At 53.5% G+C, this 24,261-nt stretch carries 19 protein-coding genes and 1 tRNA gene; 10 read left to right on the top strand and 10 right to left on the bottom strand.

Going from position 1 to position 24,261, the window contains the following annotated elements; genetic code table 11:
* Positions 1-78: 78 nt before the first annotated feature.
* From ACO6S1_RS17840 to moaB, 4 genes are all read right to left on the bottom strand, one after another.
* The gene (locus ACO6S1_RS17840) at positions 79-1,200 is read right to left on the bottom strand and encodes a class V aminotransferase (protein ID WP_422343897.1); all 1,122 of its coding nucleotides are present in this window, start codon (positions 1,198-1,200) and stop codon (positions 79-81) included.
* Positions 1,197-1,994: a tryptophan 2,3-dioxygenase gene (locus ACO6S1_RS17835; protein WP_422343896.1), complete on the bottom strand. Its 798-nt coding sequence runs from the start codon at positions 1,992-1,994 to the stop codon at positions 1,197-1,199. The genes ACO6S1_RS17840 and ACO6S1_RS17835 overlap by 4 nt, the downstream gene beginning before the upstream one ends.
* A gap of 203 nt (positions 1,995-2,197) precedes the next feature.
* Positions 2,198-3,295, bottom strand: coding sequence for a PA0069 family radical SAM protein (locus tag ACO6S1_RS17830; protein WP_422343895.1), 1,098 nt, complete (start codon positions 3,293-3,295; stop codon positions 2,198-2,200).
* Between the two features lie 39 nt (positions 3,296-3,334).
* Positions 3,335-3,862 carry a molybdenum cofactor biosynthesis protein B gene (gene moaB, locus ACO6S1_RS17825; protein ID WP_422343894.1) on the bottom strand — a complete coding sequence of 176 codons (528 nt, stop codon included), beginning with the start codon at positions 3,860-3,862 and terminating at the stop codon, positions 3,335-3,337.
* 113 nt (positions 3,863-3,975) lie between these two features.
* Between moaB and ACO6S1_RS17820 the strand changes: the two genes are divergently transcribed.
* The 7 genes from ACO6S1_RS17820 to trxA all read left to right on the top strand — a co-directional run bounded on the left by ACO6S1_RS17820 (position 3,976) and on the right by trxA (position 15,341).
* Entirely contained in the window at positions 3,976-6,324 is a 2,349-nt protein-coding gene (locus ACO6S1_RS17820; protein ID WP_422343893.1) for a PAS-domain containing protein, read from the top strand.
* A 12-nt stretch (positions 6,325-6,336) separates the two neighbouring features.
* On the top strand, positions 6,337-6,792 hold the full coding sequence (gene tsaE, locus ACO6S1_RS17815) for a tRNA (adenosine(37)-N6)-threonylcarbamoyltransferase complex ATPase subunit type 1 TsaE (RefSeq protein ID WP_422343892.1): 456 nt from the start codon (positions 6,337-6,339) through the stop codon (positions 6,790-6,792).
* The gene (locus ACO6S1_RS17810) at positions 6,789-7,769 is read left to right on the top strand and encodes an aminoglycoside phosphotransferase family protein (RefSeq protein WP_422346230.1); all 981 of its coding nucleotides are present in this window, start codon (positions 6,789-6,791) and stop codon (positions 7,767-7,769) included. The genes tsaE and ACO6S1_RS17810 overlap by 4 nt, the downstream gene beginning before the upstream one ends.
* Positions 7,766-8,482 (top strand): nucleotidyltransferase family protein, encoded by a 717-nt coding sequence (locus tag ACO6S1_RS17805; protein ID WP_422343891.1) that lies wholly within the window; start codon positions 7,766-7,768, stop codon positions 8,480-8,482. Before ACO6S1_RS17810 ends, ACO6S1_RS17805 begins: the two co-directional genes overlap by 4 nt.
* Before the next feature lie 6 nt (positions 8,483-8,488).
* Positions 8,489-11,488, top strand: a complete 3,000-nt coding sequence (gene addB / locus ACO6S1_RS17800) for a double-strand break repair protein AddB (protein ID WP_422343890.1) — start codon at positions 8,489-8,491, stop codon at positions 11,486-11,488.
* Entirely contained in the window at positions 11,481-14,936 is a 3,456-nt protein-coding gene (gene addA, locus ACO6S1_RS17795) for a double-strand break repair helicase AddA (protein WP_422343889.1), read from the top strand. The genes addB and addA overlap by 8 nt, the downstream gene beginning before the upstream one ends.
* Positions 14,937-15,014: 78 nt before the next feature.
* A complete protein-coding gene (gene trxA / locus ACO6S1_RS17790; protein WP_422343888.1) occupies positions 15,015-15,341 on the top strand; it encodes a thioredoxin TrxA in 327 nt (108 codons plus the stop codon).
* A gap of 12 nt (positions 15,342-15,353) precedes the next feature.
* Here trxA and ACO6S1_RS17785 read toward each other — a convergent pair whose 3' ends face one another.
* The 3 genes from ACO6S1_RS17785 to argJ are packed head-to-tail and all read right to left on the bottom strand — an operon-like array spanning position 15,354 to position 18,293.
* Positions 15,354-16,166 carry an inositol monophosphatase family protein gene (locus ACO6S1_RS17785; protein ID WP_422343887.1) on the bottom strand — a complete coding sequence of 271 codons (813 nt, stop codon included), beginning with the start codon at positions 16,164-16,166 and terminating at the stop codon, positions 15,354-15,356.
* Positions 16,163-17,062 (bottom strand): glutathione S-transferase family protein, encoded by a 900-nt coding sequence (locus tag ACO6S1_RS17780; protein ID WP_422343886.1) that lies wholly within the window; start codon positions 17,060-17,062, stop codon positions 16,163-16,165. The genes ACO6S1_RS17785 and ACO6S1_RS17780 overlap by 4 nt, the downstream gene beginning before the upstream one ends.
* A gap of 1 nt (position 17,063) precedes the next feature.
* Positions 17,064-18,293 carry a bifunctional glutamate N-acetyltransferase/amino-acid acetyltransferase ArgJ gene (argJ, locus tag ACO6S1_RS17775; RefSeq protein WP_422343885.1) on the bottom strand — a complete coding sequence of 410 codons (1,230 nt, stop codon included), beginning with the start codon at positions 18,291-18,293 and terminating at the stop codon, positions 17,064-17,066.
* 58 nt (positions 18,294-18,351) lie between these two features.
* Between argJ and ACO6S1_RS17770 the strand changes: the two genes are divergently transcribed.
* The 3 genes from ACO6S1_RS17770 to ACO6S1_RS17760 all read left to right on the top strand — a co-directional run bounded on the left by ACO6S1_RS17770 (position 18,352) and on the right by ACO6S1_RS17760 (position 22,277).
* Positions 18,352-18,636, top strand: a complete 285-nt coding sequence (locus ACO6S1_RS17770) for a hypothetical protein (protein ID WP_422343884.1) — start codon at positions 18,352-18,354, stop codon at positions 18,634-18,636.
* A 108-nt stretch (positions 18,637-18,744) separates the two neighbouring features.
* Complete coding sequence (gene secA, locus ACO6S1_RS17765; protein WP_422343883.1) at positions 18,745-21,471, top strand: preprotein translocase subunit SecA; 2,727 nt, start codon at positions 18,745-18,747, stop codon at positions 21,469-21,471.
* A gap of 32 nt (positions 21,472-21,503) precedes the next feature.
* Positions 21,504-22,277, top strand: coding sequence for a sulfite exporter TauE/SafE family protein (locus tag ACO6S1_RS17760; protein ID WP_422343882.1), 774 nt, complete (start codon positions 21,504-21,506; stop codon positions 22,275-22,277).
* 37 nt (positions 22,278-22,314) lie between these two features.
* On the opposite strand, the gene ACO6S1_RS17755 is transcribed toward ACO6S1_RS17760, so the two are convergent.
* From ACO6S1_RS17755 to moaA, 3 genes are all read right to left on the bottom strand, one after another.
* Positions 22,315-22,389 (bottom strand) — tRNA-Asn (locus tag ACO6S1_RS17755).
* A 63-nt stretch (positions 22,390-22,452) separates the two neighbouring features.
* Positions 22,453-23,226 (bottom strand): NAD kinase, encoded by a 774-nt coding sequence (locus ACO6S1_RS17750; protein WP_422343881.1) that lies wholly within the window; start codon positions 23,224-23,226, stop codon positions 22,453-22,455.
* Positions 23,223-24,209, bottom strand: coding sequence for a GTP 3',8-cyclase MoaA (gene moaA, locus ACO6S1_RS17745; RefSeq protein WP_422343880.1), 987 nt, complete (start codon positions 24,207-24,209; stop codon positions 23,223-23,225). Before moaA ends, ACO6S1_RS17750 begins: the two co-directional genes overlap by 4 nt.
* Positions 24,210-24,261 lie beyond the last annotated feature (52 nt).

Raw genomic sequence — 24,261 nt, 5'->3', positions numbered from 1 at the left:
GAAAGTAAATGGCTTGTGCACAGATGTTACAATTGTCTCGATTTGGGACGAAACGTAAGCGTCTGCAGATGTTGGAGCTTACAGAATCTCGCGGATCAATCCACTTAAGCGATCTACCTCAACAGTGTCATGATAGATCGCAAAACCAATGCGCAGAACATCACCACGGACATCCGTAACGATGTTGCGGTCTTCCAGAGCTTTATGGAGCATTGGCGCATTCTTGCCCTTAAAGGCCAAGAACCGAGCATGGGGTTTGCCGTCTACTGGATTGAGCAATTCCATGTCGGGCAGCGGATCATGCTCGATGAAATAGCGCTGCATTGCCGCTACATGTTCCGAGATTTTGGTGGTTGAGAGTCCAGCATCGCGCAACATGGCTTGTACGGCATTAAAACGATAAAGACCCGACGGATCAAATGTGCTGCCAAGAAACCTTCGGCCATCCGGGGCATAACCAACATTTCCAGCAGGGAGGGCGAGGTCATCGAACGCTGCATACCAGCCGGTTATCGGTGGCCTCGGTGCAAATCGGGGCGGGGCATGCAGGAAACAGACGCCTTCCCCGGCCATTGCATATTTATAGCCGCCAGACAGGTAGAAGACTTTGTCGGCAATGGCGGACAGGTCAGTTTCGAGTGCCATGAACCCGTGATAACCGTCGATTACAATCCATGGCCCGTCGGGACGGGCCAGCGAGGCCAATTGATCGATGCCATTCAATATCTTGCCGGAATTGAACAGGACCTGGCTGGCAAAAATCAGATGATGGCCGCCGAGCAGTGCCTTTTCAACGAGTGTATCAGCAGCAACGGCTTCAACAATAACGTCATTGTCTTCGGCCCAGCGGTCCATTTGCCTACGAAAGCTGTGAAACTCGCCATCGGTGGTTAGCACGCGCAATGGACGCGCGCAGATTGCAGAGACGATACGCAACAGAAAATCATGCGTATTAGGTGCAAAGGCGATTGTCTGCGGATCGGGCAACTTCAATTCAGCGGCTATATATCCTTGCGCCTTGGCCCAGACCGGACCCATGATTTTACCCCATTTGTGATCCGCCAATTCCATTGCATCATGACAGGCTGCCATATGGCCTTCGCAGGCGGCATCAGGCCAAAGATGATGGCTGTGCGCTGCAAAATGCAAGCGGTCGGGATTGGCCGCGAGTGCTTTGGAGAAGAGAGGCTTCCAACTCATAACGCAGTGCGTAGCGACCATAGTTCGGGAAAGGCGCGCTTGGGCAAAGTGGATTGGAGATAGGATACACCGGCGGTGCCGCCGGTCCCCATTTTGCCGCCAATGATACGTTCGACGGTTAAAACATGCTTGTGCCGCCAGGTTGCCATGGCATCGTCGAGGTCTACCAGTTTCTCGGCCAGTTGATATAGTTCCCAATAGCGCTCTGGATCGCGATAAACGTGAAGGAAGGCTGCTTCCACGTGAGGTGATGGAACGTGGGATGCGCTGAAATCTCGGTCGAGAAGTGCTGAAGGAATGTCAAAACCAGCGCGCGCAAGAGCGGCAATGGCATGATCCCACAGACTGGGCGCTTCCAATGCTAGCTGCATCGCCGCTTGCGCGTCTGGCCGGTCCTCCTGATATTTCAGAAAGCCTTTGTCTTTCAGCCCCAACAGATATTCAACGGTTCGGAATTGATCGGACTGAAAACCCGAGCTTTCGCCGAGTACATGACGGAACCGACTATAATCGCTCGGTGTCATTGTAGAGAGTACATCCCAGCTCAGCGTCATCACTGCCTGTATCCGGCTGACTCGTGCCAGAGCCTTATAGGCGGGCACCAATGCGTCACCGGCAATTTGCTTGATTGCTAGATGCATCTCCCGAATTATCTGTTTTAGCCATAACTCCTTGGTCTGATGGATAATGATGAAGAGCATCTCATCATCAAGATCGGACTTTGGATGCTGCGCAGACAAAAGGGTGTCGAGCGCAAGGTAGCCAGCGTAGGTAACGTTTTGGTTTTCAGTCATACTGGCTATTCATCAATAGTTTTGAACATTTTGCAATGGGACACGGATATTCTTCATTGTGCCTCTTATTCGATTGGCAAGAGCCGTATTTCATAGATAGCAAGCGAAAGCCAATTTTCTCGACCTTAACAATTTTAGGTGTCGTGAAGATTGCTAGATGAAACGAGATGTTTTGCATTTGAAACCGGGAAGCTATTAGCGGTTCAGAATAATTCCATCTGACTACCTTTGACTATCGGCCGCCGGAACAAATCAGTTCTAAGAGCAAATTTTGCTTTTCCAAGGCCGTTTTTGCGGGCTGCAATAGCGACACGGTGGTGAAGTAGCTCCGCCCAGGGGCCTTGTCCTTTCATGCGGCTGTGGAAATTGGCGTCGTTTTTCTTGCCGCCGCGTATTGAGGCAATGATGCTCATGACCTTTTGCTTGCGATCCGGGAAATGAGCTTCAAGCCATTGCTCAAACAATGGTGCGACTTCATGGGGCAAACGCACGGGAATAATCGATACACTCTGAGCACCGTGGCCCGCGGCTTCGGCAACAATTGCTTCGATCTCGTGGTCGGTAATCGCGGGAATAATCGGAGCAATATTGACATGAACCGGGATGTTTTGCGCACGCAAGTCGCGGATAGCGGCTAGTCTCTTCACCGGTGCTGGAGCGCGTGGTTCGAGAAGACGAGCTGTATGAGGATCGAGCGTGGTAACCGAAATAGCAACTGCCGTCAGACCAAGCGCAGCCAATGCAGCCAGAGTTTCGCTATCCTCTGTCACCCGGTTCGATTTGGTGGTGATTCCGACCGGATGTCTGGTTTCCAGCATTATCTCAAGGATCGCACGGGTAATCCTGTAGCGTTTTTCAATCGGCTGATAAGGATCGGTATTCGTTCCTATGGCGATGGCCGCCGGGCGGTAGGTCGGTTTTGCCAGCGTTTCCCGTAGCAGTTGCGCTGCATTGGGTTTTGCAAAGAGCTTGGTTTCAAAATCCAGGCCGGGTGACAGGTCATGATAAGCGTGCGTTGGCCGCGCATAACAATAGACACAGCCATGTTCGCAACCTCTGTAAGCATTGATAGAACGATCAAACGGAATGTCCGGCGAGTTGTTAAAGCTCAATATTGATCGCGGAAATTCTGTGATGACTTCGGTACGCAAGACAGGCTGGGCATCATCCAGAAGCTGGCGAGCATCCAACCAGTCGCCATCGGTTTCGCGGCCGGGCAAATTGAATCGCTTGCTTTCACTATTGGTGACCGCTCCACGGCCTTTTCGAGCGGGCAAATGGGGGGCGTCATTTTGTTCCATCGACGAATCATAGCATGAGAACAAAAATAGAACAAATACCTATTTTTCGCTTAGTCGCGGTATCAGTTCAACGAAATTACACGGACGGTGGCGGCTGTCGAGCTGTGTATCCAATATACCGTCCCAGCCGTCTTTAACCGCGCCGTTGGATCCCGGTAGCGCAAATATGTAAGTGCCTCTCGATACGACGGCACAGGCGCGGGACTGAACAGTTGAAGTGCCTATCTTGTCAAAACTCAACCAGCGAAACAATTCACCGAAGCCGGGAATATCCTTGTCCTTCACGGCATCAAGCGCTTCTGGCGTGATATCGCGGCCGGTTAGTCCAGTGCCGCCTGTGGTGATTATGACATCGACCAATTCATCATCAATCCACTGATGCAATTGCGCGATAATCTTTGATTTCTCGTCACGGATCAAGTTACGATAAAGAAGTATGTGGCCTTTACCAGCAACACGTTCCGCCAATATATCGCCAGATGTATCTTCTTTGAGTGACCGGGTGTCAGACACAGTCAGCAGGGCGATATTTATAGGTTTGAACGTCCGGCTTTCATCGATGGGCATAGAAATCTCCGATCATATTTTAGCGCTATCCTAAACCATATCACAGGACTTTTCTAAGCGATAAAGATTAGGGGCTTTTCGCCGGTGCCCTAACCGGCTAATCGCCTGTATTAATGTCAAACGTTCCAGACTTAACTGCTGTCATATTGGGCCTGATTCTTGCCGCCTGGCTTGCTGCATCTGCTTGGGCCGTCTGGACCGGCCTGGCGATGAAGAAAAAGGCGGCAGCAACAATGCGCCAGTCCGGGCGATTGGGGCGCCTGCTGGAAACTTCCCCGGCATTGCCGCTACTGGTTCGTTCCGACGGCAAATTAGAAGCGTCACAGCGTTTGATGCATTGGTTGGGCTTCGATTATCTGCCGGCTCATATCTCGGAACTGCACAGCCATGATGCTGGAATGAGCCGTGCTGATCTTGAGGGGCTGACCCAGGACGTCAATCTGGCACAGAAATCAGGCAGTAGCTTTACGCGGGCGATCAAGGTTGCAGGGTCTGATAAAGCGCTGTTGATAAAGGGCTGTTTGGCCGATCAGAAAATTGCGCCAAATGGTAGCGCTCTATTATGGATATTCGATGCAACTGAAAGTCAGGGGCAGATTGAGCAATTACGTGCCGAAAATGAAGAAGCACGCGCCGCTTTTGACGCCCTCTCGGCATTGATTGAAGCAGCGCCAGTCCCGATGTGGCACCGTTCGCGTGATCTGCAGCTGACACTTGTAAACAGCGCTTATGTCAAGGCCGTGGACGCGGACAGCGGTGCGCAAGTTGTCGAAGAGGGTATCGAACTGGTTGAGACGATAAACGGTGTCAGCCCGAGAGATGCCGCAGCTCAGGCAAAAGAAAAGGGCGAACCCTTTGAGCGAGTGGTCGCAACAACGATCGGTGGTCAGCGCAGAACCACGCAGGTGGTAGATGTGCCGCTCGGTAAGTCAGGTATTGCTGGCTATGCTATAGATATTCAGGAACTGATCGATTCACGCAAAGAGCAAAGGCGATTCAACGAATCGCAGCGTGATATGCTGGACAAGATATCTGCTGCGGTGGTGCAGTTTGATGCGGACAAATCTTTGCAATTTTGTAATCTGCCGTTCCAGCGAATATTCTCCATGCGCCAGCAATGGATAGCAGAGCGCCCTGAATTCCCGCGAGTACTTGATCGGATGCGCGAGATGAATCGAATCCCGGAAGTGCGGGATTTTCCGGAGTGGAGGGAAGAACGCAGCTTATGGTTCAAATCAACCGGATCGATTGAGGAAAATTGGTTGCTCGCCGATGGCACCCATTTGCGGGTTATCGCCAATCCGACACCGGACGGCGGTTTGTTGATGATCATCGAGGATCGCACAGAGCAGGTCCAATTGGCGAGTGCACGCGATACGCTATTGCGTGTGAGAACGGCGACGTTTGATAATCTTTTCGAATCCGTTGCAGTATTCGCAGCGGATGGAAAACTGAACATCTGGAACCACCAGTTTGCCAGCATCTGGAACCTTGATGAAGAAGAGCTCGGCAAACATCCAAGAGTTGACAGCCTGATGCAGAAAATGGCGGTGCAGTTGAAACAACCGGCGCGGATTTCAGAAGTGCGTGCAATGGTTCGGGCAGCTACGTCTGAGCGGGAACAGCAAAGTGGCCAGATGTCGTTTGCTGATGGACGCAGGTTTGAATTTGCCGCCATCCCGCTTCCGGATGGCAATGCACTTTTCACCATGCTTGATATATCTGATAGCAGGCGTATCGAGCTGGCGCTGCGCGAACGCAACGAAGCATTGGTAGAAGCTGATTCGATCAAGGCTTCCTTCCTGTCGAATATGAGCTACGAATTCCGTACACCGCTGACGTCCATAGGAGGATTTGCCGAACTATTGGACAATGAAGTCGCTGGACCTTTGACCGAGCAGGGCCATGAATATGCGCGCGCGATTCTGCAGTCTGTGAAGCGGTTGGGAATGCAGATCGACAATGTGCTTGATCTGAGTCAGAGCGAGGCAGGGGCATTGCCGATTGCGAAGGAAAAGGTAAATATCAACAAGCTGACCGAAGACGTGGCCGCCCAGTTTGCTGATGACGCACAGGCCAAAAATATTGAAATGGAACTGCAGCTTGACGATACACTGGGATCGGCATTGGTAGACAAAAAACGATTGTCACAAGCAATCGGGCAAATCATCGACAATAGTATCCGATATACCGGAGAAAACGGACGCATCCTGATCAATGGCAGTGGTAATGTGAAACAGGCTGTCATTCATATCTCCGACAATGGCCCGGGAATGAGTGCAGGTCAGCAGTCCAAGGCGTTTGACAGCTTTGCACGTTCCCGCAACAAGACTGGAGAAAATACCGGCGGGCTCGGTCTGCCGCTGGCCCGGCAATTGCTGTTGGCTCACGGCGGTGAGCTTACTTTAACTTCGGAGCCAGGGCAGGGTACGCTTGTCACGCTCCACCTTCCTCGGCAATAGGCAGTGATCGACATGACATTGCCGATCATATTGGAAAATGAGGCAGCGACAATGCAGTTAGGCCAACAGCTCGCTGATTTATTGCTGCCGGGTGACAAGGTTTCCCTTACTGGGACTTTGGGAGCGGGGAAAACAGCATTGGCTCGCGGTGTGTTGCGGGGATTGGGTTTCGAAGATGATGTGCCCAGTCCAACCTTCGCGATCGTCCAGCAATATGATCCACCCGAAGTCCGAATGCCGGTTGCGCATGTGGATTTCTATCGGATCGAAGACGCTGATGAAATTCAGGAGCTGGGTCTCTATGACGTGTTGATCGACGGGGCTCTCATCGCTGAATGGCCAGATCGTTTACCAGAGAAATTCTGGGCAGATGCTCTGCAAATCACCTTGGAAATTGTAAATGAAAATAAGCGGCGGTTGACTTGGACGGCTGGGCCCGCTTGGAAAGACAGATGGCCAATAACATGACACCGCCCGCCGCGGCACGAACCTTTTTGAATGAACAGGGCTGGGCCGGGGCAGAGATCTTACCCGTGGCCGGAGACGCTTCGTTTCGTCGCTATTTCCGGGTTATTGCTGGCGATCGCAAGGCAATCTTGATGGATGCACCACCACCGCATGAAGACCCGCGCCCATTTATCGCCATCGCGCGACATCTGAAAGCACAGAATTTTGCTGCGCCGGAGATCATGGGTGAAGATCTTGATCAGGGTTTAGTGTTGCTGGAAGATTTCGGCGATCACCGGATGCGGGAACATCTTGATCACCATCCGGAAGACGAAAAAGCCATATATCTCCGAACAATTGACGTTATAAAGGCGCTGCATAAAAAGCCGGCAGCTGACGTACCTCCTTATGATTGGAGCGAATATCTTAGGGAAGTCAATCTGCTTCCCGATTGGTACTGCCCGGCACAGTCGTTGCACGTTGACCGGGATGGCTTTGTTGATCGATGGCAAGCTGTTTTGGCGCCGGTCCTTGCGTCGCAAACATCGCCTGTGACGGTCCTTCGAGATTATCATGCCGAAAATATCATGCTGCTTGATGATGATCGTCTTGGATTGCTCGACTTTCAGGATGCACTTGCGGGGCACGCTGCTTATGATCTTGTATCGATGTTGCAGGACGCGCGCCGCGATGTTTCGGATGATTTGGAAGAAGCAATGCTGCAATATTACCTTGAGGGCCATTCATCCGAGCAAGCCGCCCAGTTCCGCAGCCATTATGCTATTCTTGGCGCGCAGCGGAATACCAAGATAATCGGTATTTTTACGCGGCTGCATGTTCGCGATGGCAAAGCGCGTTACCTCGATTTTCTACCGCGCATGTGGAGATTGCTCGAAAAAGACCTGGCTCATCCTGATCTGGCCCCGCTGAAAGATTGGTTCGATCACAATATCCCTGACGCTATCCGCAGCAAACCCATCGTGGCGCCACAGGCATGAGTAACGTCGAAACCGCAATGATCATGGCGGCGGGTCTTGGAAAACGCATGCGACCGTTGACCGCAACGCGCCCTAAACCATTGGTTAAAGTGGCGGGCAAACCGATGATCGATCATTGTCTCGACAAGCTTTGGGAAGCCGGCATAACCAAGGTGGTGGTCAATGCACACTATCTGCCTGATGCGCTCGAAGCACATCTGAAATCAGTCAATTATCCGTTCGACATCCGTGTATCGGACGAGCGCGCACAGTTGATGGAAACAGGTGGTGGATTGATAAAAGCGGAACCGCTGATCGACGAAGATCGCTTCTTCTGCCTCAATAGCGATAATCTCTGGACAGACGGGCCCGTAAACAGTCTTCAGCGGCTCGCTGACCGTTGGGATGACGATGCTATGGATGCGCTGTTGCTGCTGGTGCCTCAAACATCAGCGCACAACTATAAAGGGGCGGGCGATTTCGTGTTGGATGAATATGGCCGGGTTTCCCGCCGTTTGCCTGATCGTCAGGCACCATTTATCTATACCGGCATTCAGCTCATATCCAAACGCCTGTTGCGCGACGCGCCGGAAGGGCCGTTTTCGACCAATATCTTGTGGAGCCGGGCGATTGAAGAAGGTCGGCTGTACGGGTTGGTCCATGAAGGGGCCTGGTTTGAGGTTGGTTCTCCGGAAGCGATTGCACCGACCGAGGCGGCTCTGGCGCGTGTTTAGGGCGATATGACCAGGCGGTCGGCGCCCGAAATTTATAACATTGCCGCGCATGGCGGTTTTGCGGATGCGCTGGCGCAGGGAATGATTGACCGGTTTGCCAAAAATCCGCTGCAATTGGCTCGTGGGCTCATAATTCTGCCGAACAATCGCGCGCGGCGGGCGGTTCATGATGCGTTTGTGCGACTGAGCGAAGATGGCCTGCTTCTGCCGCGTATGGCCGTTATTGGCGATCTGGAGCTGGACGAATCCATCGGTGTTGCGCTGGATAGCGGCGAGCTGGCGCTGGATGTTGCCCCTGCGATTGATCCTCTTGATCGAATTTTGATGATTGCGCGGTTGATCGAGCGCGAAAGCGTGGCGATGGGCAATGCAATATTGTCAAAAGAAGCCCTGCGGCTGGCCCGTGAATTTGCGCGAACCATGGACCAGCTGACCGTAGAAGAAATTGGGCTGAGCGAACTGTTCGACATTGATGTGGAGCCCCAGCTTTCCGGTCATTGGCAGCGGTCTCTCGGGTTTTTCCGGGTCATCGCTGAGAAATGGCAGAAGAATCTGGCCGATAGGGGGCTGGTCGATGAAGCGGCGCGCCGCAATGCGCTGTTTGATCAAAGCGTAAAGGCCTGGAAAGCCAATCCGCCCAGTCATTTTGTTGTCGCCGCCGGTATCACCACATCCGCGCCAGCTATCGCCCGTTTCCTGCGCGCCATAGCCTTTCTGCCAAAGGGCATGGTGGTATTGCCTGATCTCGATATGGTGATGGCGGATGATGAATGGGATATGCTCGGGCCGTTTGAACCGGATGAGGCGAGCGGACAGATTCAACGCGCGCAAGAGACCCATCCGCAATATCATATGAAGCTATTGCTCGAACGGATGTCGATCGCGCGCGGAGAAATTTTGCGCTGGCGGCGAACCGGCCCAAGCGGCGCCGCAGCCAAGCGGAGCAGAGCGCTCAGCAACGCATTTGCCATCCCGAAACTGACCGCGCGCTGGCAGTCGCTGGATACGAATGACCGCAGCCTGGCCGGTGTGCAAACCGTGGAAGCGCGTAACAGCGCCGAAGAGGCCCAAACAGTTGCCTTGTTGGCACGTGAGGCACTGGAAACGCCGGAACGCCGGGTCGCGATTATCACGCCCGATCGCGCACTTGCCAGCCGGATATCAGCGTTGCTGGAACGTTGGTCGATCAAAGCGGATGATACCGCGGGTCAGCCGCTATCGAAAAAGCCGGAAGGTGTGTTTTTCCTGGCACTGCTATCGGCAACAGCGGACGGGTTTCCGCCTGCCGAATTTTTGGCACTGCTCAAACATCCTCTGGTTCAGGCAGGTGAGGGTCGGCTGGAATGGCTGGCGCAGGTGCGTAAGCTTGATCTGCTCATGCGCGGTCCCCGCCCGGCGCCGGGACTTCGCGGTATCGACAGCCTTTTCCAAAGCGAAAACCGCAGAACCAAGCCTCTGCGCGATTCACTGCGCCCATGGTGGCAAGAAACGCGCACTATTTTTGAAGCGGCCGAGCGGGCGCTGAGCGGCGCAATGGATTGGGCGGCCCTGTTGGCCGAGTTCCGGCAATTGGCCGATCGGCTGACCAATGGGCAGCTGTGGGTGGGGCCAGCGGGGCGTGAACTGGCCGACTTTCTATCCAATATGGAAGATCGCGCCACTTTGGGACCGATGAAAATTCAATCACAAGAAATTGCCGGCTATTTTGAGACCTTTCTCTCGGACCTGCCAGTGCGCCCGCCTTATGGCGGCCACCCGCGCATCGCGCTCTACGGCTTATTGGAAGCACGTCTGCAACAGGCGGAACTTGTGATCTGCTGCGGCCTCAATGAGGGCAGCTGGCCGCAAGCCATCACGCCGGATCCATGGCTCGCGCCGATGGTGCGGAAATCTCTTGGACTGCCTGCCCAGGAACGGCAAATCGGCCTTTCCGCGCACGATCTCGTGGGTGCCATGGGCGCGCAAAATGTCGTTCTTACCAGAGCGGAACGCGACGGATCCGGCCCGGCTATCGCCTCTCGCTTTCTGCTTCGGCTCAAAGCCATGTGCGGGGATAATCTGAAAGAGCATCCAGTGGCGAAAGGCTTCGCAAGACGGATTGATCAGCCGGACGATTTGATCCGTATCGAGCAACCGGCTCCGGAACCCAGCGCAGAACAGCGGCTGGTGAGCCTGTCGGTGACCAATGTGGATCGTTTGATTGCGGACCCCTTTGCCTTTTATGCGTCAAAGATCATGCGATTGGGCTCGCTCGATATGATCGATGCCGAACCGAGCCCGGCGTGGCGTGGTTCGATCATTCACGACATTCTGGAGCGCTGGGCCAAAGAGGATGACTATGACCCGGATGCTCTGAAACGGCGGGCGCTGGATTTCCTCAATGAGCGTTCTTCGCATCCGCTGATGCGCACGCTTTGGGCACCGCGGCTGATAGAGGGTTTGATTTGGGTTGCGGAAACCGTTGCCCAGCAGCGGACAGATCAGCGCACACCCCTCAAATCAGAGGAAAAGGGCTCGGCCCATATTGCTGGTGTTGACCTGTTTGGTATTGCCGACCGAATTGATCGCATGCCGGATGGCGGCCTTGGCATTGTCGACTATAAGACCGGCGGTCCGCCATCCAACCGGCAGGTGAAGGAAGGGTTCGCGTTGCAATTGGGCCTGCTCGGCGCGATTGCCGAGCGGGGCGATTTTGGTGGCCTTTCCGGCAAAGCGAGCGGGTTTGAATATTGGTCTTTGGCAAAACAGAGCGGCAAAGACAGCTTTGGCTATATCGCAACCCCGACGAACCCGCGCAGTCGTGACAAGATCGAAACCGACCAGATGGTTTCCCATGCGGTGGCCGAGTTCACCAAGGCCGTAAACAGCTATATTTTGGGCGATGAACCCATGACGGCCAAGCTGCACCCGGAATATGCGCCCTATGCCGATTATGATCAGTTGATGCGGCTTGAAGAATGGTATGGCCGTGCTGACATGCCGGAAGGTGAGGGCGATCATGAGTGAAACGCCAACCCTTTATGCGCTGGCTGACAAGCAGAATGACGCGGTGCAGCCCGGTGACAATATCTGGCTGAGCGCGTCGGCAGGCACAGGCAAGACTCAGGTTCTGACCGCACGGGTTTTCCGGCTGTTGCTAAGCGGTGTTAGTCCCGAGACGATCCTTTGCCTTACCTTCACCAAGGCGGGTGCGGCGGAAATGGCGGACCGTATTCACCGGCAACTTGCCGCCTGGGTTCGGATGCCGCAAAAAGATCTGCGTCAGGATCTCTTTGCGATTGGTGCACCGAATGATCCCGATACGCAGGAACGCGCCAGAACGCTTTTTGCAGAAGTGCTTGATGCGCGTGGCGGCGGTCTGAGAATCATGACGATCCACAGTTTTTGCCAGACGCTCTTGGCCAGTTTTCCCGAAGAAGCGGCGATCCCGGCATTGTTCAAACCGATTGAGGAGCGGGATCAGAAGATACTCGCGCGCCAGACATTGGGTGATTTGCTGCTGGATGAGGAAGCGGCAGGAAACACGGCAATCATCGCGGCCATTCAGGCGCTGAGTACGCGGATGGGTGAGGAAGACGCCGAGAAATATCTGTTACGTTGCGCATCGAAAGCCGATGCCATGGAAAGCCTTCCCAGCGCAGTGCTGCCTTTTGTCCGGCGACTGCTGAACTTGCCCATAGATGGCGATGCGCAAGACAGGCTGGAACAACAGTGCAGCGATGATGCGTTTGATATCGCATCGCTACAACAAATGGGTGAAGCGCTCGCAGCATGGGGCACCAAAACAGCCACGGGTTATATCGCGCAGATACAGGACTGGATCGGAGCCGAAAGCGACCGGCGAGCAGTGCTTTTGCCGGAGTTGCACAAGATATGGTCGAAAGCAGACGGCGAATGGCGCTCTGTTCCGAAAGGACTGGAAAAGGTTGCTCCCTATTATGAAGAGCTGAGCGTGGCGATCTACGATCATTGCCGCCAGTTGATCGAGACAAAAGCGCTTTTCGATTATGCCGACCTTTTTGCCGGTGCCTTGAATGCCGGTCGTGCTTTTTATCATCGTTACAAAGAAGCAAAAAAACTCAACGGCGTTGTTGATTTTGACGACATGATCCGCATGACGGCCAAGCTATTGACCCAGGGCGATATGGCGGAATGGATTCGCTACAAGCTCGACCAGCGCACAGATCACATATTGGTAGACGAAGCGCAGGATACCAATCTCGCGCAGTGGGATATTGTCCGGGCGCTGGCCGATGAGTTTTTTGCCGGATTGGGCGCCAGTGCCGACAAGGTTCGCACGCTGTTCACTGTGGGCGATTTCAAGCAGGCGATTTTTGGTTTTCAGGGCACTAGTCCCCATAATTATGTGAAGGCGCGCAACGAGTTTTTTGCTCGGGCAGAAGCATCCGAGCGGGCGTTTCGCGACCTGTCGCTTGATCGCAGCTTTCGCTCGACGCCGCCTGTGTTGGAGGTGGTCGACAACGTGCTCGCGCATATTGGTGAAAAGGAACTGGGGCTGGATAAGGCCATTCCGCCGCACGAGAGTAACTATGCCGACAAATCGGGTAGCGTCCGGTTATGGAGGCCGGTTGCCCATGGCGCCGTTGGCAATGCTGATGATCAGGAAAACTGGCTTAGCGATGAAAAACGTGTGTTTGCCCAGCGACTTGCGCTTCAGATTAAAGAATGGATCTCACCTGAAACACCGCTTTGGCTGAGCCAGCAAAACCGCCCGCTGGAACCGCGGGATATCATGATCCTTGTCAGTAAGCGCGACGAATTGAGCGCCTTGATCGTTGCGCGACTGTTCGCCGAAAATGTGCCTGTCGCGGGTATTGACCGGATCCGACTGAACCAGCCTTTGGTGGTGCAGGATATGCTGGCCACGATCCGCTTTGTTTTGCAGCCGAATGATGATCTCAATCTCGCTTCGCTTTTGGTATCTCCGTTGCTGGGCTGGTCGCAGGATGATCTGCTCGCTCGCGGCTATCGCGGCGAGGATGATAAAGACAAGAGCCTTTGGGAATATTTGCGAGTGCAAGACGGGCTGGTCGATGAGATCGCGCCATTGCGCACGCTGCTCACTATGGCCGACTTCACCACGCCTTATCAATTCATGGAAATGATTGTTTCAGGTCCCATGCAAGGGCGCAGGAAACTGACGGCGCGGCTGAGCCACGCAGCGCTGGATCCGCTGGAAGAACTGCTGAACACCGCCTTGGCTTTTGAGCAGGATCACATTCCGACTTTGCAGGGCTTTCTCGACTGGTTTGATCGCGGTGATGTCGAGATCAAGCGTGATCAGATGGAGGGCGGCAATGAAGTGCGCTTGATGACCGTTCATGGTGCCAAGGGTTTGCAGGCACCGCTGGTCATTCTCGCCAACGCTACGTTCAATCCCGATAACAAGAAAAGCGGTGGTTTTGATATTCCTGATCCCACCGTGCCGGAGGGCGGGCCCGAATATCCGGTGCTGTCCATCCGCAAGGCAGAGCGGGTGGGATTGCTGGACGCTTATGCCACCGTCGCTGATGCACGCGAAATGGAAGAGCATTGGCGGCTGCTTTACGTCGCAATGACTCGGGCCGAGGAGCATCTTGTCGTCACCGGCACATTGGGACCACAGGCGCGCGGTGAAGTGCCGCGAAATAGCTGGTATGCCAAAGTAGAAGAGGGATTGGCTGCGCTTGGTACTGAATGGAGCGATAATGTCCGTTGGCTTGCCGAGCGGGGATATGAGGGTGCTGTACCATCCGGAAAACCAGCCATTCCGGCGAAAGAGGCTGAGGCATTTGGGGGTGAGGGGTCGCCGCCTCTGCCGGAATGGTTGTTTGCACCAGCGCCCAAAGAGGCGCGGCCACCAAGGCCGTTGACGCCATCGGATATTGGCCCCGATGATGCCGCCAATCCACCTCCGGGACAGGTCATGCGCGAAGCAGCTGAACGTGGGAAACTGCTTCACAGTCTGTTTGAGCGGCTACCGGATATTGCTCCGGAAAAGCGCGCGGATGTCGCGGATCGTTGGTTGGCAAAGCAGAAGCAAATTTCGGATGCCGCACAGCGTCGTTCGCTAATTGATACGGTTTTGGCCGTGCTCGATAATCCTCAGTGGTCGGCACTTTTTTCTCCGGACAGCTTTGCCGAAGCGCCCATTGCAGCGGTGGTTGACCAGCATGTCGTTTCGGGGACGGTGGATCGATTATTGATCACCGACGATCTGGTAAAGGTGGTGGATTTTAAGACCGGTCGTGTCGTGCCGAAAGAGGCAGAGCAAGCGCCGAGGGCCTATTTGCGTCAGATGGCCGCCTATGTTTCCGCTTTGGAGAAGATATTGCCCGACCGGCCTGTGAAGGCTGCGCTGCTCTACACCCATGGACCGACATTATTGGAGCTTTCCGATACGCTGATCGAACAGCATAAACCGAGCAACAAGCCCAGCTTGGAGCGCCCATGAAAATCCTTTTCAGGCAGACACTTGAGCATTGGGCCATGCGGGCCTAGATTATATTTAAACAAGCAAAGGAGATTCCCTGTGCCTACCAAAGCAATTACTGACGAAAGTTTTGAACAAGATGTCCTGAAAGCCGACGGCCCTGTGCTTGTCGATTTCTGGGCGGAATGGTGTGGCCCCTGTAAGATGATTGGCCCCGCGCTGGAAGAAATCAGCGACGAGTTGGGCGAGCAGGTAACCATCGCCAAGCTTAACATTGATGACAGCCCGGATGCGCCCGGAAAATATGGCGTACGCGGTATTCCGACGATGATTCTGTTCAACAAGGGTGAGCCGGTTGAAACCAAAGTCGGCGCAGCGCCGAAGAGCCAGCTCAAATCATGGCTGGAAGAAAGCCTGCCCGCTTAACGATTTACCGGCTTAATCGCTGAAAACGTCCCCCAGAAGCTCGGCGGCCTCGTCCCATAATTTTGGTGATGAGGCCCCGAGCAACCCGGTTTTGCGGTCTGCTGGCCTATAGGCGTCACCATTCCAGCGCGCCGCTTTCCCGCCCGCTTCGTTCAGAAACAATATGCCCGCCGCATGATCCCAGGGCAGGCTGCGTTCAAAAGTGGAAATATGGTTGGTGCCTAGCGCCAATCGCGGATATTGCTCCGCCGCACAGCGCGGAATATCGACAATCTCATAATGCCCGTCAGCCGCGGCAAGAAGCTTGTCGCGTTGCTCTGACGTCATGAAGCCAGTGGCCAGTGCGGCTATGGGTTTTTCATCGGGATCGGCTGATTTGCTGCGTTTTTCACCATTGATAAAGGCCCCTTGCCCTTTCGCGGCGTAGCATAGACGGTCCTGTAAGGGGTCATAGAGCCAGCCGGCGACCGTTTCGTTATCCTGTGACAGCGCGACAATCATACCAAAAGGCGGCCTGCCTGCCGCAAAATTGCCGGTCCCGTCAATGGGATCAATAATCCATGACTGTTCGTCGCCCAGATGCTCCATAACCGACGGATCGGCCGCGCTGGCTTCTTCACCCACAATCGCGGCGTCGGGGAGCAGAGCGGTCAATTTTTCGCCGAGCATCGCTTCGCTCAGCCGGTCAGCCACGGTCACCAGATCGCCGGGCGACTTTTCCTCAATATCTGCGGTTTTGAGGTTCTGATAATGCGGTAGCACCACCTCTTTCGCCACGTCCTTCAGGATATTCCGCACCGCAAGATTGAGGTCGGAATGGTTCATGCGGGGGACAATATCTGGCCGAGGCGCGGAAAATGCACATGCAACGCGCCGGCCTGCTCGTCCTCGCGTTTGATAATGATCTCGCGATCAGTCAGGCCAACCAATGTGCCGCTGACCGCTGCCGGATCTGGAGTTTCTGTTCGCACGGAAACCTTGTCACCAGCTGAAAAACCGGATGCCAGATCCACCGAACTTTCGCTGACAGGCTGCGATGCCTCGGCATAATCGATTGCCTGCTGCCCCGTCCATTTCTCGAAATTACCATAGCCAATGCCATCAATACGGTCATACCAGGCTGCGACATCGGAACCGAAGTCCGATGGTTTCTTGCCAGCAAAACTGGCGAAACGAATGTTCATATAGAGCATCAAGTCGGCGTGGCCGGCTGTGTCACCGCTGATAAAGTGCCGCCCATCTGCCAGGCTTTCGGCGACCAAGGCTGCTCCGGCCTCAAATTGTGCCGTTAGATGCGGAACCATCGGCAGGAATTTCCGGCGATCCATGCCGAACCGTTTGGCGCGATCTTCCCAGAATTCATTACTGACAATCTCAGGATTGGTGCCCAAAGCGACGGCTACCGCTGGCATGAACCACAGGCCGCCCGACCATAAGGCGATCATCCGACCGGCAAAGCCCAGTGGCTCCGGATAAAGGCTTGGCTCAGGCTTCAGCGCCTCAAGTGCATCGACAATGACAGCCGTGTCGCAATAGATTTCCGATCCGATTTGCAGCACAGGAATGCGCTCATAACCGCCCGTCAGAGCGTTGAGATCAGGCTTCGGGCAAATGTCAGGTTGCTCGACAGACTTCCAGTCTATGCTCTTCAATCCCAGCGCCAGCCGCATCGCTTGTCCAAACGGGGAGTTTTCGTAGTGATGCAATATGATTTCGGTCATTCTAGCTCCTGTAGTCGGCGTTTATCGAGATATATCCGTGGGTCAGGTCACAGGTCCAGACAGTGGCCTTGCCATTACCAATTCCGATATCAACGTTTATGTCAATTACGTCGCCCTTCAGATGCTGGGCGACAGGTGCCTCATCATAGCCGGGCACAACCAGGCCATCCCGCGCAACCGTGATCCCGCCAAATCCGATGGACAGCTTGTCGCGGTCTGCGGGTTCGCCAGCCTTGCCGACCGCCATGACAACACGACCCCAATTGGCGTCTTCTCCGGCAATGGCGGTTTTGACGAGCGGGGAATTGGCGATCGAGAGCGCGATACGCTTGGCGCTTTCGTCATTTTGAGCCCCCGTTACGGCAATTTCGATGAATTTGCTGGCGCCTTCACCGTCACGAACGACGAGATGCGCCAGTTGCATGCACAAATCACTCAAGGCCGCCTGAAACGCATCGGCGCCGGGATCGTCAAACGATTGCAGGGCAGGGGCGTCATTCTCTCCCGTGGCAAAGGCGAGGACAGTGTCACTGGTTGATGTATCACTATCGACGGTGATGCAGTTGAAGCTTTTGGCTGTTGCTGCGTTGAGCATATCCTGCAGCAAGCCAGGCTCCACCGTAGCATCGGTGAAAATATAACCCAGCATCGTCGCCATATCCGGAGCAATCATGCCAGATCCTTTGACGATACCATTCAAATATACCGTTTTCCCGCCGATAATCACGCTTGTGGTCGCCATTTTGGGAAAGGTGTCGGTGGTCATGATCGTGGAAGCCGCCTCTCCCCAGCCACATGGCTTCGCAGTGAAAGCAGCTTTCAAACCGGCCTCGGCCCGGTCCTTGGGCAAAGGTTCGCCAATAACACCGGTAGAGGAAACGAATATCTCTTCCTCTGCGCAATTCAAATGATTGCTCGAAAGGGATAATATCCGCTGCACCGCCTCCATGCCACGCGCGCCGGTAAAGGCATTTGCGTTGCCAGCATTGACGACCAATGCTCTTGCCTTGCCTCCGGGCAAGGCCTTGCGGCACCATTCCACCTCTGTCGACGGACATTTGCTCTGGGTGAGCACGCCTGCGACAGATGTGCCTTCGCTGAGCTCGATATAGGTAAGATCGCAGCGATCCCACTCCTTGTACCGCGCCTGGGCGATGCGGCAGGTGACTCCTGAAATTTCCGGAAGCTCTGGTATATGAGCAGGGGCAAGGGGTGATATAGTTTCTGACACTTAACTTGCCTTTATCTATTGGTTTGCTAAAGCGAATATCTTCACACAGGGCTTATTGATGAACGTCTATATTGCAAGTTTTATGTTGCTGCTTTTCAATGCGGTGGGCGTTAATCCGCCGGCTGCTGCTATGGCAACAGAGACCGCTGGCAATGAAGTCGCTTCCGAGTCCGAATTGGCGACTCCATCCGACTGGGATAAAGCGGCTCGGACCTTCATTCAGAGCGAAATGCCGTTTACAGTTCGTGTGTCTGGTGGACGCTATACTACGTCCGTTTGGCCGGTATTGCCCGTCCTGTCGACCATCGGTGACAAGCTGGAGCATGTCGAAGGCGCGCCTTAGCCGCTTGCTGGACAATCACGCGCTTTGATTTGTCCCCAATCGTCCCCAAATGCAGATAATAATGGGTGTGGTTCATGCCCAGTACCTTAAGAAATATCGGAAATCATCATGATCGGCGGCTTTGCCAAATCCCTTTTCGGGTCTTCTAACGACCGTTACGTCAAATCCATCATGAAAGTGGTTGAGAAGATCAACGCTTTCGAACCAGAAATCGAACCGCTTAGCGATGAAGAGCTGGCGGCGAAAACGCCCTATTTCCGCGAACGTGTGGCCAATGGCGAGACGCTTGACGATATTCTGCCAGAAGCATTTGCGGTCGTTCGTGAAGCGGCGAAACGGACCCTGGGTCAGCGCCACTACGACGTGCAAATGGTTGGCGGTATTGTTTTGCATCGCGGCGAAATTTCCGAAATGCGCACCGGTGAAGGCAAAACCCTCGTCGCGACCCTCGCTTGCTACCTGAACGCGATCGAAGGCAAAGGCGTCCATGTTGTTACCGTGAATGACTATCTTGCCCGCCGCGATGGTGAGTGGATGAGCCAAGTTTATAATTTTTTGGGCATGAGCGTCGGAACGATCATTCCCAATATCGGTGAAGAGCAGCGTCGCGCAGCTTATGCAGCCGATATTACCTATGGTACTAACAACGAGTTTGGTTTCGACTATCTACGAGACAATATGAAACATGATCGTGCGCAGATGGTTCAACGACCATTTAATTTCGCAATTGTTGACGAGGTCGACTCCATCCTGATCGATGAAGCGCGGACCCCGTTGATTATTTCTGGGCCGACGGATGACAAGTCCGATCTCTACATTTCGGTGAACGAGGTTGTTCAGAAAATCACCGAAGAAGATTATGAAAAAGATGAAAAAAGTCGCCAGATATCATTAACCGAAGATGGTACCGAGAAGGCGGAACGCCTGTTGGAAGACGCGGGGTTGCTGGAAGGCAGCAATCTCTATGATTTTGAAAACACGCAGGTTGTTCATCACCTCAATCAGGCTTTGATGGCCAATGTCATGCGCAAGCGGGACACGGATTACATTGTCAAAGATGGCAAAGTAGTCATCATTGATGAATTTACAGGCCGGATGATGGACGGACGCCGCTGGTCCAACGGCCTGCATCAGGCGGTTGAAGCCAAGGAAGGCGTTCAGATTGAGCCGGAGAACCAGACAATGGCGTCGATCACTTTCCAGAACTACTTCCGCATGTATCCAAAGCTGTCAGGCATGACGGGTACGGCAGCGACGGAAGCGGCGGAGTTCTTTGAAATCTACAAGATGAATGTCGTGACGATTCCGACGAACAAACCGATCCAGCGTATTGATGAGAATGACGAATTTTACAAAAATACCATCGATAAATTCGCCGCGATCGCAAAGAAAATCAAAGAACATAGCGACAAGGGCCAACCCGTTCTTGTCGGCACGGTGTCGATCGAGAAATCAGAGCTTTTGTCGGATTTCCTTAAAAAAGAAGACGTGACGCATAATGTTCTGAATGCCCGGTTCCACGAACAGGAAGCACATATTGTTGCGCAGGCGGGTAGCCCGGGTGCTGTAACCATCGCTACCAATATGGCTGGCCGCGGCACAGATATTCAATTGGGCGGCAATATTGATTTCCGCGTCGAGCAGGAGCTCGCCGATATGGAAGATGGGCCAGAGCGCGATAAGGCCGTTGCCAAAATCGAAGAAGAAGTTCGCGCATTGCGTGAAGAGGTACGCGCGGCGGGCGGTTTGTTCGTGTTGGGCACGGAACGGCATGAAAGTCGCCGTATCGATAACCAGTTGCGTGGCCGCTCGGGTCGTCAGGGAGATCCCGGGCTCAGCCGCTTCTATCTTTGCCTGGAAGACGACTTGCTTCGGATTTTTGGTACCGAGACGATGTTCGCCAAGATGATGAACAAGAACCTTGAAGATGGTGAGGCGATTGGTGGCAAATGGCTCTCGAAAGCCATTGAAACGGCTCAAAAAAAGGTTGAAGCGCGCAATTATGAAGCGCGGAAACAGGTCGTCGAATATGATGACGTGATGAACGATCAGCGAAAGGTGATTTACGAGCAGCGCTCTGAAATCATGGATGCTGAAACGGTTGGCGACGTTGTCGAAGATATGCGGCTTGAAACGGTCAATGCTATTGTCGCCGACTGCTGCCCACCAGGAAGCTATCCGGAGCAATGGGAAACAGAAACGCTTAAAACCCGGATCGAAGAAGTATTCGGGTTGAAGCCCGATATCGATGCCTGGTTACAGGAAGATGCGGTTGAACCGGAAATCATTGAATCACGGATCGTTGAACTGGCCGATGCTGATTTCAACGCAAAAGTGGAACAGATTGATCCCGAAATCTGGATACAGATCGAAAAGTCCATCCTGCTGGAATCACTCGATCATAACTGGAAAGAACATTTGGCAACGCTCGATGCCTTGCGGCAGGTGGTGTTTCTGCGCGCCTATGCTCAGAAAAAGCCACTTGATGAGTATAAAAAAGAAGCCTTCGGTCTGTTCGAACGGATGCTGGAAGTCATTCGCGAAAGCGTGACAAAAACGATCGCGCTTAGCCAGTTCCATCGTCAGGAAGAGATCGAAGTTCCCGAATTGCCGGAGTTACCCGATTTCCTTACTACGCATATTGATCCGCTGACCGGCGAAGACGACAGTAACGATATTGATGGCGGAACGTTGGGAACCGTCGCGTCAACCTTGCCACCACGTCAATCGGTTGGAGCGGTTCCGGCCGACGTCAACTTTGAGGGGGTGAGCCGCAATGCGCCTTGTCCGTGTGGTTCGGGTCGAAAATACAAGCATTGTCACGGAAAATATTGATATTGTGAAGCTTATGCCGGGCGACACCTGATATGGCTATTGGTATCGCCGGGCTAGCAATATTATTTTTCCTGACCGCCGGGCTTTATGCTTCTGTCGGTTTCGGTGGTGGTTCGACCTATATCGCGTTACTCGCCCTTTCCGATATTGACTATCGGGTGCTGCCAATCATTGCGTTGCTCTGTAACATCATCGTTGTGATTGGCGGAACCATAAGATTTCAGGCTCGGCAGTTGATCGCGTGGCAGAGAATCTGGCCTATCCTGCTATTATCGGTGCCAGCGGCCTGGATCGGTGGAAACATCGCCATTGATCGCGACAGCTTTCTCATTTTGCTTGGATTTTCACTCGCAGTGGCGGGTTTTCTGTTGCTGATTGAACCCTGGTTTCGTAGCCGTATGTCCACTCAAGAATTGATATGGCCGCAGCAATTTTGGTTTGCGCCGGTCATAGGCGGGGCCATCGGATTCCTCTCCGGAATGGTCGGCATTGGCGGCGGGATATTTCTCGCGCCATTATTGTTTCTTACCAATTGGGCTGATAGCCGGAGGATCGCTGCAACGGCCAGCGTATTCATTCTGGTGAATTCCGCGAGCGGTCTTGTTGGTCAATTTATGAAGTCGCACGAAGAGCAAGGGATGGCTGTTTTGTTACCCTATTGGCCGCTATTTCTCGCAGTCCTGGCCGGAGGACAGATTGGCAGTTTCCTGTCAAGCAAAGCATTGCCTGAACTATGGATCAGACGGTTGACCGCATTACTCATTCTTTATGTGGCAATTCGGATATTGTCGCAGCGACTTGGCTAGTTTGGATTTCGTCCAAATACGACAAGACAAAGAAAAATGGCTCCCCGGGACGGATTCGAACCATCGGCCAATCGATTAACAGTCGATTGCTCTACCACTGAGCTACCGGGGAATAGAAGCGATTTGCATCACAACGAGCGCGGCTATAGCAACGTCATTCGCACCCGGCAAGCCATCAAACAACAAATTGTTCCATAGCGATCCGATCATCCAATGCATGCTCGGGATCAAACAACATCGTAAGCGTCTGATTACGATCGATTGAGATGGTCACCTTTGCTACATCACGGACTTCTTGCTGGTCACCAACCGCACTAACAGGCCGTTTTTCGGCATTTAGTACCTTGATGCTGATAGGCATTTTGTCTGGCAATATGGCCCCTTTCCAGCGGCGCGGACGGAACGGGCTAATGGGCGTAAGGGCCAGTAGATTCGAACCCAATGGTAAAATGGGACCATTTGCGGACAGATTATAGGCCGTAGATCCAGCCGGCGTGGCGATTAGCACGCCATCGCAAACCAATTCTTCGAGCATGATTCGATTGTTGACCTGAATTTCCAATTTTGCGGTTTGTCGTGTCTCTCTCAACAGCGAGACCTCGTTGATCGCGGGCAGGACAAAGTTGGCACCGGAGATTGTTTCAACCTCCATTTTAAGCGGCCGCACTTTGAAGGGGCGTGCGCCCTCCATCCGGCGAACCAGATCGTCTTCATGCCAGTTGTTCATCAGGAAGCCGACCGTGCCCAGATTCATCCCATAAACCGGCATGATTTTCCGCCGATTGAGCATCTGGTGCAATGTTTGCAACATAAAACCATCACCGCCGAGAACAACCGCTTGATCCGCTTCTTCAATCGGAACCCAATCCATCAAAGACTGGAGTTTCTCTCCCGCTTCCTGTGCTTGCGGGGTAGGGGACACGACGAGTGCCCATTTCGTTTCGCTCATCCGCCCGTGACGTTCATGTGACGCTCCAATATCTCTGCGGACCCGTCTAATTGCGCATTAAAATCATGTCTTAACGGTTTGAGCTTCAAAGCTTTTTGAAGCAACCGGTCAACAGCCTCGATCCCTTCATTGCGCACTGCGGCGCGTAAATCAACATGCGCGTTATGGCCAAGGCACATGTATATCTTGCCATCAGTGGTCAGACGCAGACGATTGCAGTTGTCGCAGAAATTCTGGCTCAGTGGCGTGATAAGACCCAATCGGATGCCGAGCGGCTCGATAGCCATATAACGGGCTGGTCCCGCACTTTTGTGGGCAATCGGTTTTGCTGTATAAAGGGCCAATAACGGAGCAATAAACTCCTCGGCGGGGATATGTTCAAGCTTTCGATCGGCCCCGACATCGCCGAGCGGCATGGTTTCTATCACCGTCAGATCATGGCCGTTTCTTGCGCAATATTCCGCCATCGGAACCATCGCATTCTGATTAAAATTGCGGAGGGCAACCATGTTGATTTTTACACTAATTCCAGCCTGTTTGGCGGCCTCGATCCCCGCCAAGACTTGCTCGATCTTTCCGCCACGGGTTATTTCCGCAAAATCTGCCGGATTTAGTGTATCCATACTGACATTGATGCGCCGGACATTATGTTTTGCCAAATGATCGGCATAGTCGCTTAATACGGTTCCGTTCGTGGTCAGCGTAAGTTCTTCCAGTTCGCCGGATTTTACTTTCCGCCCAAGCCTCTGGATCACATCGCTCATATCGCGTCTGACTAGAGGTTCTCCCCCGGTGAGCCGGATTTTCTTGACCCCGTGACCAATGAAACGTTCTGCAATAAGGGTGATTTCTTCCAGAGTGAGTAGCTCGGATTTTGGCATAAACGTCATGTTTTCCGACATGCAATATTGGCAGCGGAAATTACATCGATCTGTCACCGATATACGTAGATAGTCGATCTTTCGGCCAAACCCGTCAAACATTGCCTGTATCCATTCGTTATCTATGCAAAATGCTAGCGTTTTGTTCAGATGC

Source organism: Parasphingorhabdus sp. (genome assembly GCF_965233695.1).
In the GTDB taxonomy this organism is placed as follows: Bacteria; Pseudomonadota; Alphaproteobacteria; order Sphingomonadales; family Sphingomonadaceae; genus Parasphingorhabdus.
Note: the sequence above shows the minus strand (reverse complement) of the source record. Positions and strands in the feature narration are given on the sequence as shown.

What these genes read in the sequence shown, in the direction of transcription:
- ACO6S1_RS17840 (WP_422343897.1), bottom strand. Translation starts at nt 1,200, where the DNA reads ATGAGTTGGAAGCCTCTCTTCTCCAAAGCACTCGCGGCCAATCCCGAC.
- ACO6S1_RS17835 (WP_422343896.1), bottom strand. Translation starts at nt 1,994, where the DNA reads ATGACTGAAAACCAAAACGTTACCTACGCTGGCTACCTTGCGCTCGAC.
- ACO6S1_RS17830 (WP_422343895.1), bottom strand. Translation starts at nt 3,295, where the DNA reads ATGGAACAAAATGACGCCCCCCATTTGCCCGCTCGAAAAGGCCGTGGA.
- moaB (WP_422343894.1), bottom strand. Translation starts at nt 3,862, where the DNA reads ATGCCCATCGATGAAAGCCGGACGTTCAAACCTATAAATATCGCCCTG.
- ACO6S1_RS17820 (WP_422343893.1), top strand. Translation starts at nt 3,976, where the DNA reads ATGTCAAACGTTCCAGACTTAACTGCTGTCATATTGGGCCTGATTCTT.
- tsaE (WP_422343892.1), top strand. Translation starts at nt 6,337, where the DNA reads ATGACATTGCCGATCATATTGGAAAATGAGGCAGCGACAATGCAGTTA.
- ACO6S1_RS17810 (WP_422346230.1), top strand. Translation starts at nt 6,789, where the DNA reads ATGACACCGCCCGCCGCGGCACGAACCTTTTTGAATGAACAGGGCTGG.
- ACO6S1_RS17805 (WP_422343891.1), top strand. Translation starts at nt 7,766, where the DNA reads ATGAGTAACGTCGAAACCGCAATGATCATGGCGGCGGGTCTTGGAAAA.
- addB (WP_422343890.1), top strand. Translation starts at nt 8,489, where the DNA reads ATGACCAGGCGGTCGGCGCCCGAAATTTATAACATTGCCGCGCATGGC.
- addA (WP_422343889.1), top strand. Translation starts at nt 11,481, where the DNA reads ATGAGTGAAACGCCAACCCTTTATGCGCTGGCTGACAAGCAGAATGAC.
- ACO6S1_RS17785 (WP_422343887.1), bottom strand. Translation starts at nt 16,166, where the DNA reads ATGAACCATTCCGACCTCAATCTTGCGGTGCGGAATATCCTGAAGGAC.
- ACO6S1_RS17780 (WP_422343886.1), bottom strand. Translation starts at nt 17,062, where the DNA reads ATGACCGAAATCATATTGCATCACTACGAAAACTCCCCGTTTGGACAA.
- ACO6S1_RS17770 (WP_422343884.1), top strand. Translation starts at nt 18,352, where the DNA reads ATGAACGTCTATATTGCAAGTTTTATGTTGCTGCTTTTCAATGCGGTG.
- secA (WP_422343883.1), top strand. Translation starts at nt 18,745, where the DNA reads ATGATCGGCGGCTTTGCCAAATCCCTTTTCGGGTCTTCTAACGACCGT.
- ACO6S1_RS17760 (WP_422343882.1), top strand. Translation starts at nt 21,504, where the DNA reads ATGGCTATTGGTATCGCCGGGCTAGCAATATTATTTTTCCTGACCGCC.
- ACO6S1_RS17750 (WP_422343881.1), bottom strand. Translation starts at nt 23,226, where the DNA reads ATGAGCGAAACGAAATGGGCACTCGTCGTGTCCCCTACCCCGCAAGCA.
- moaA (WP_422343880.1), bottom strand. Translation starts at nt 24,209, where the DNA reads ATGTTTGACGGGTTTGGCCGAAAGATCGACTATCTACGTATATCGGTG.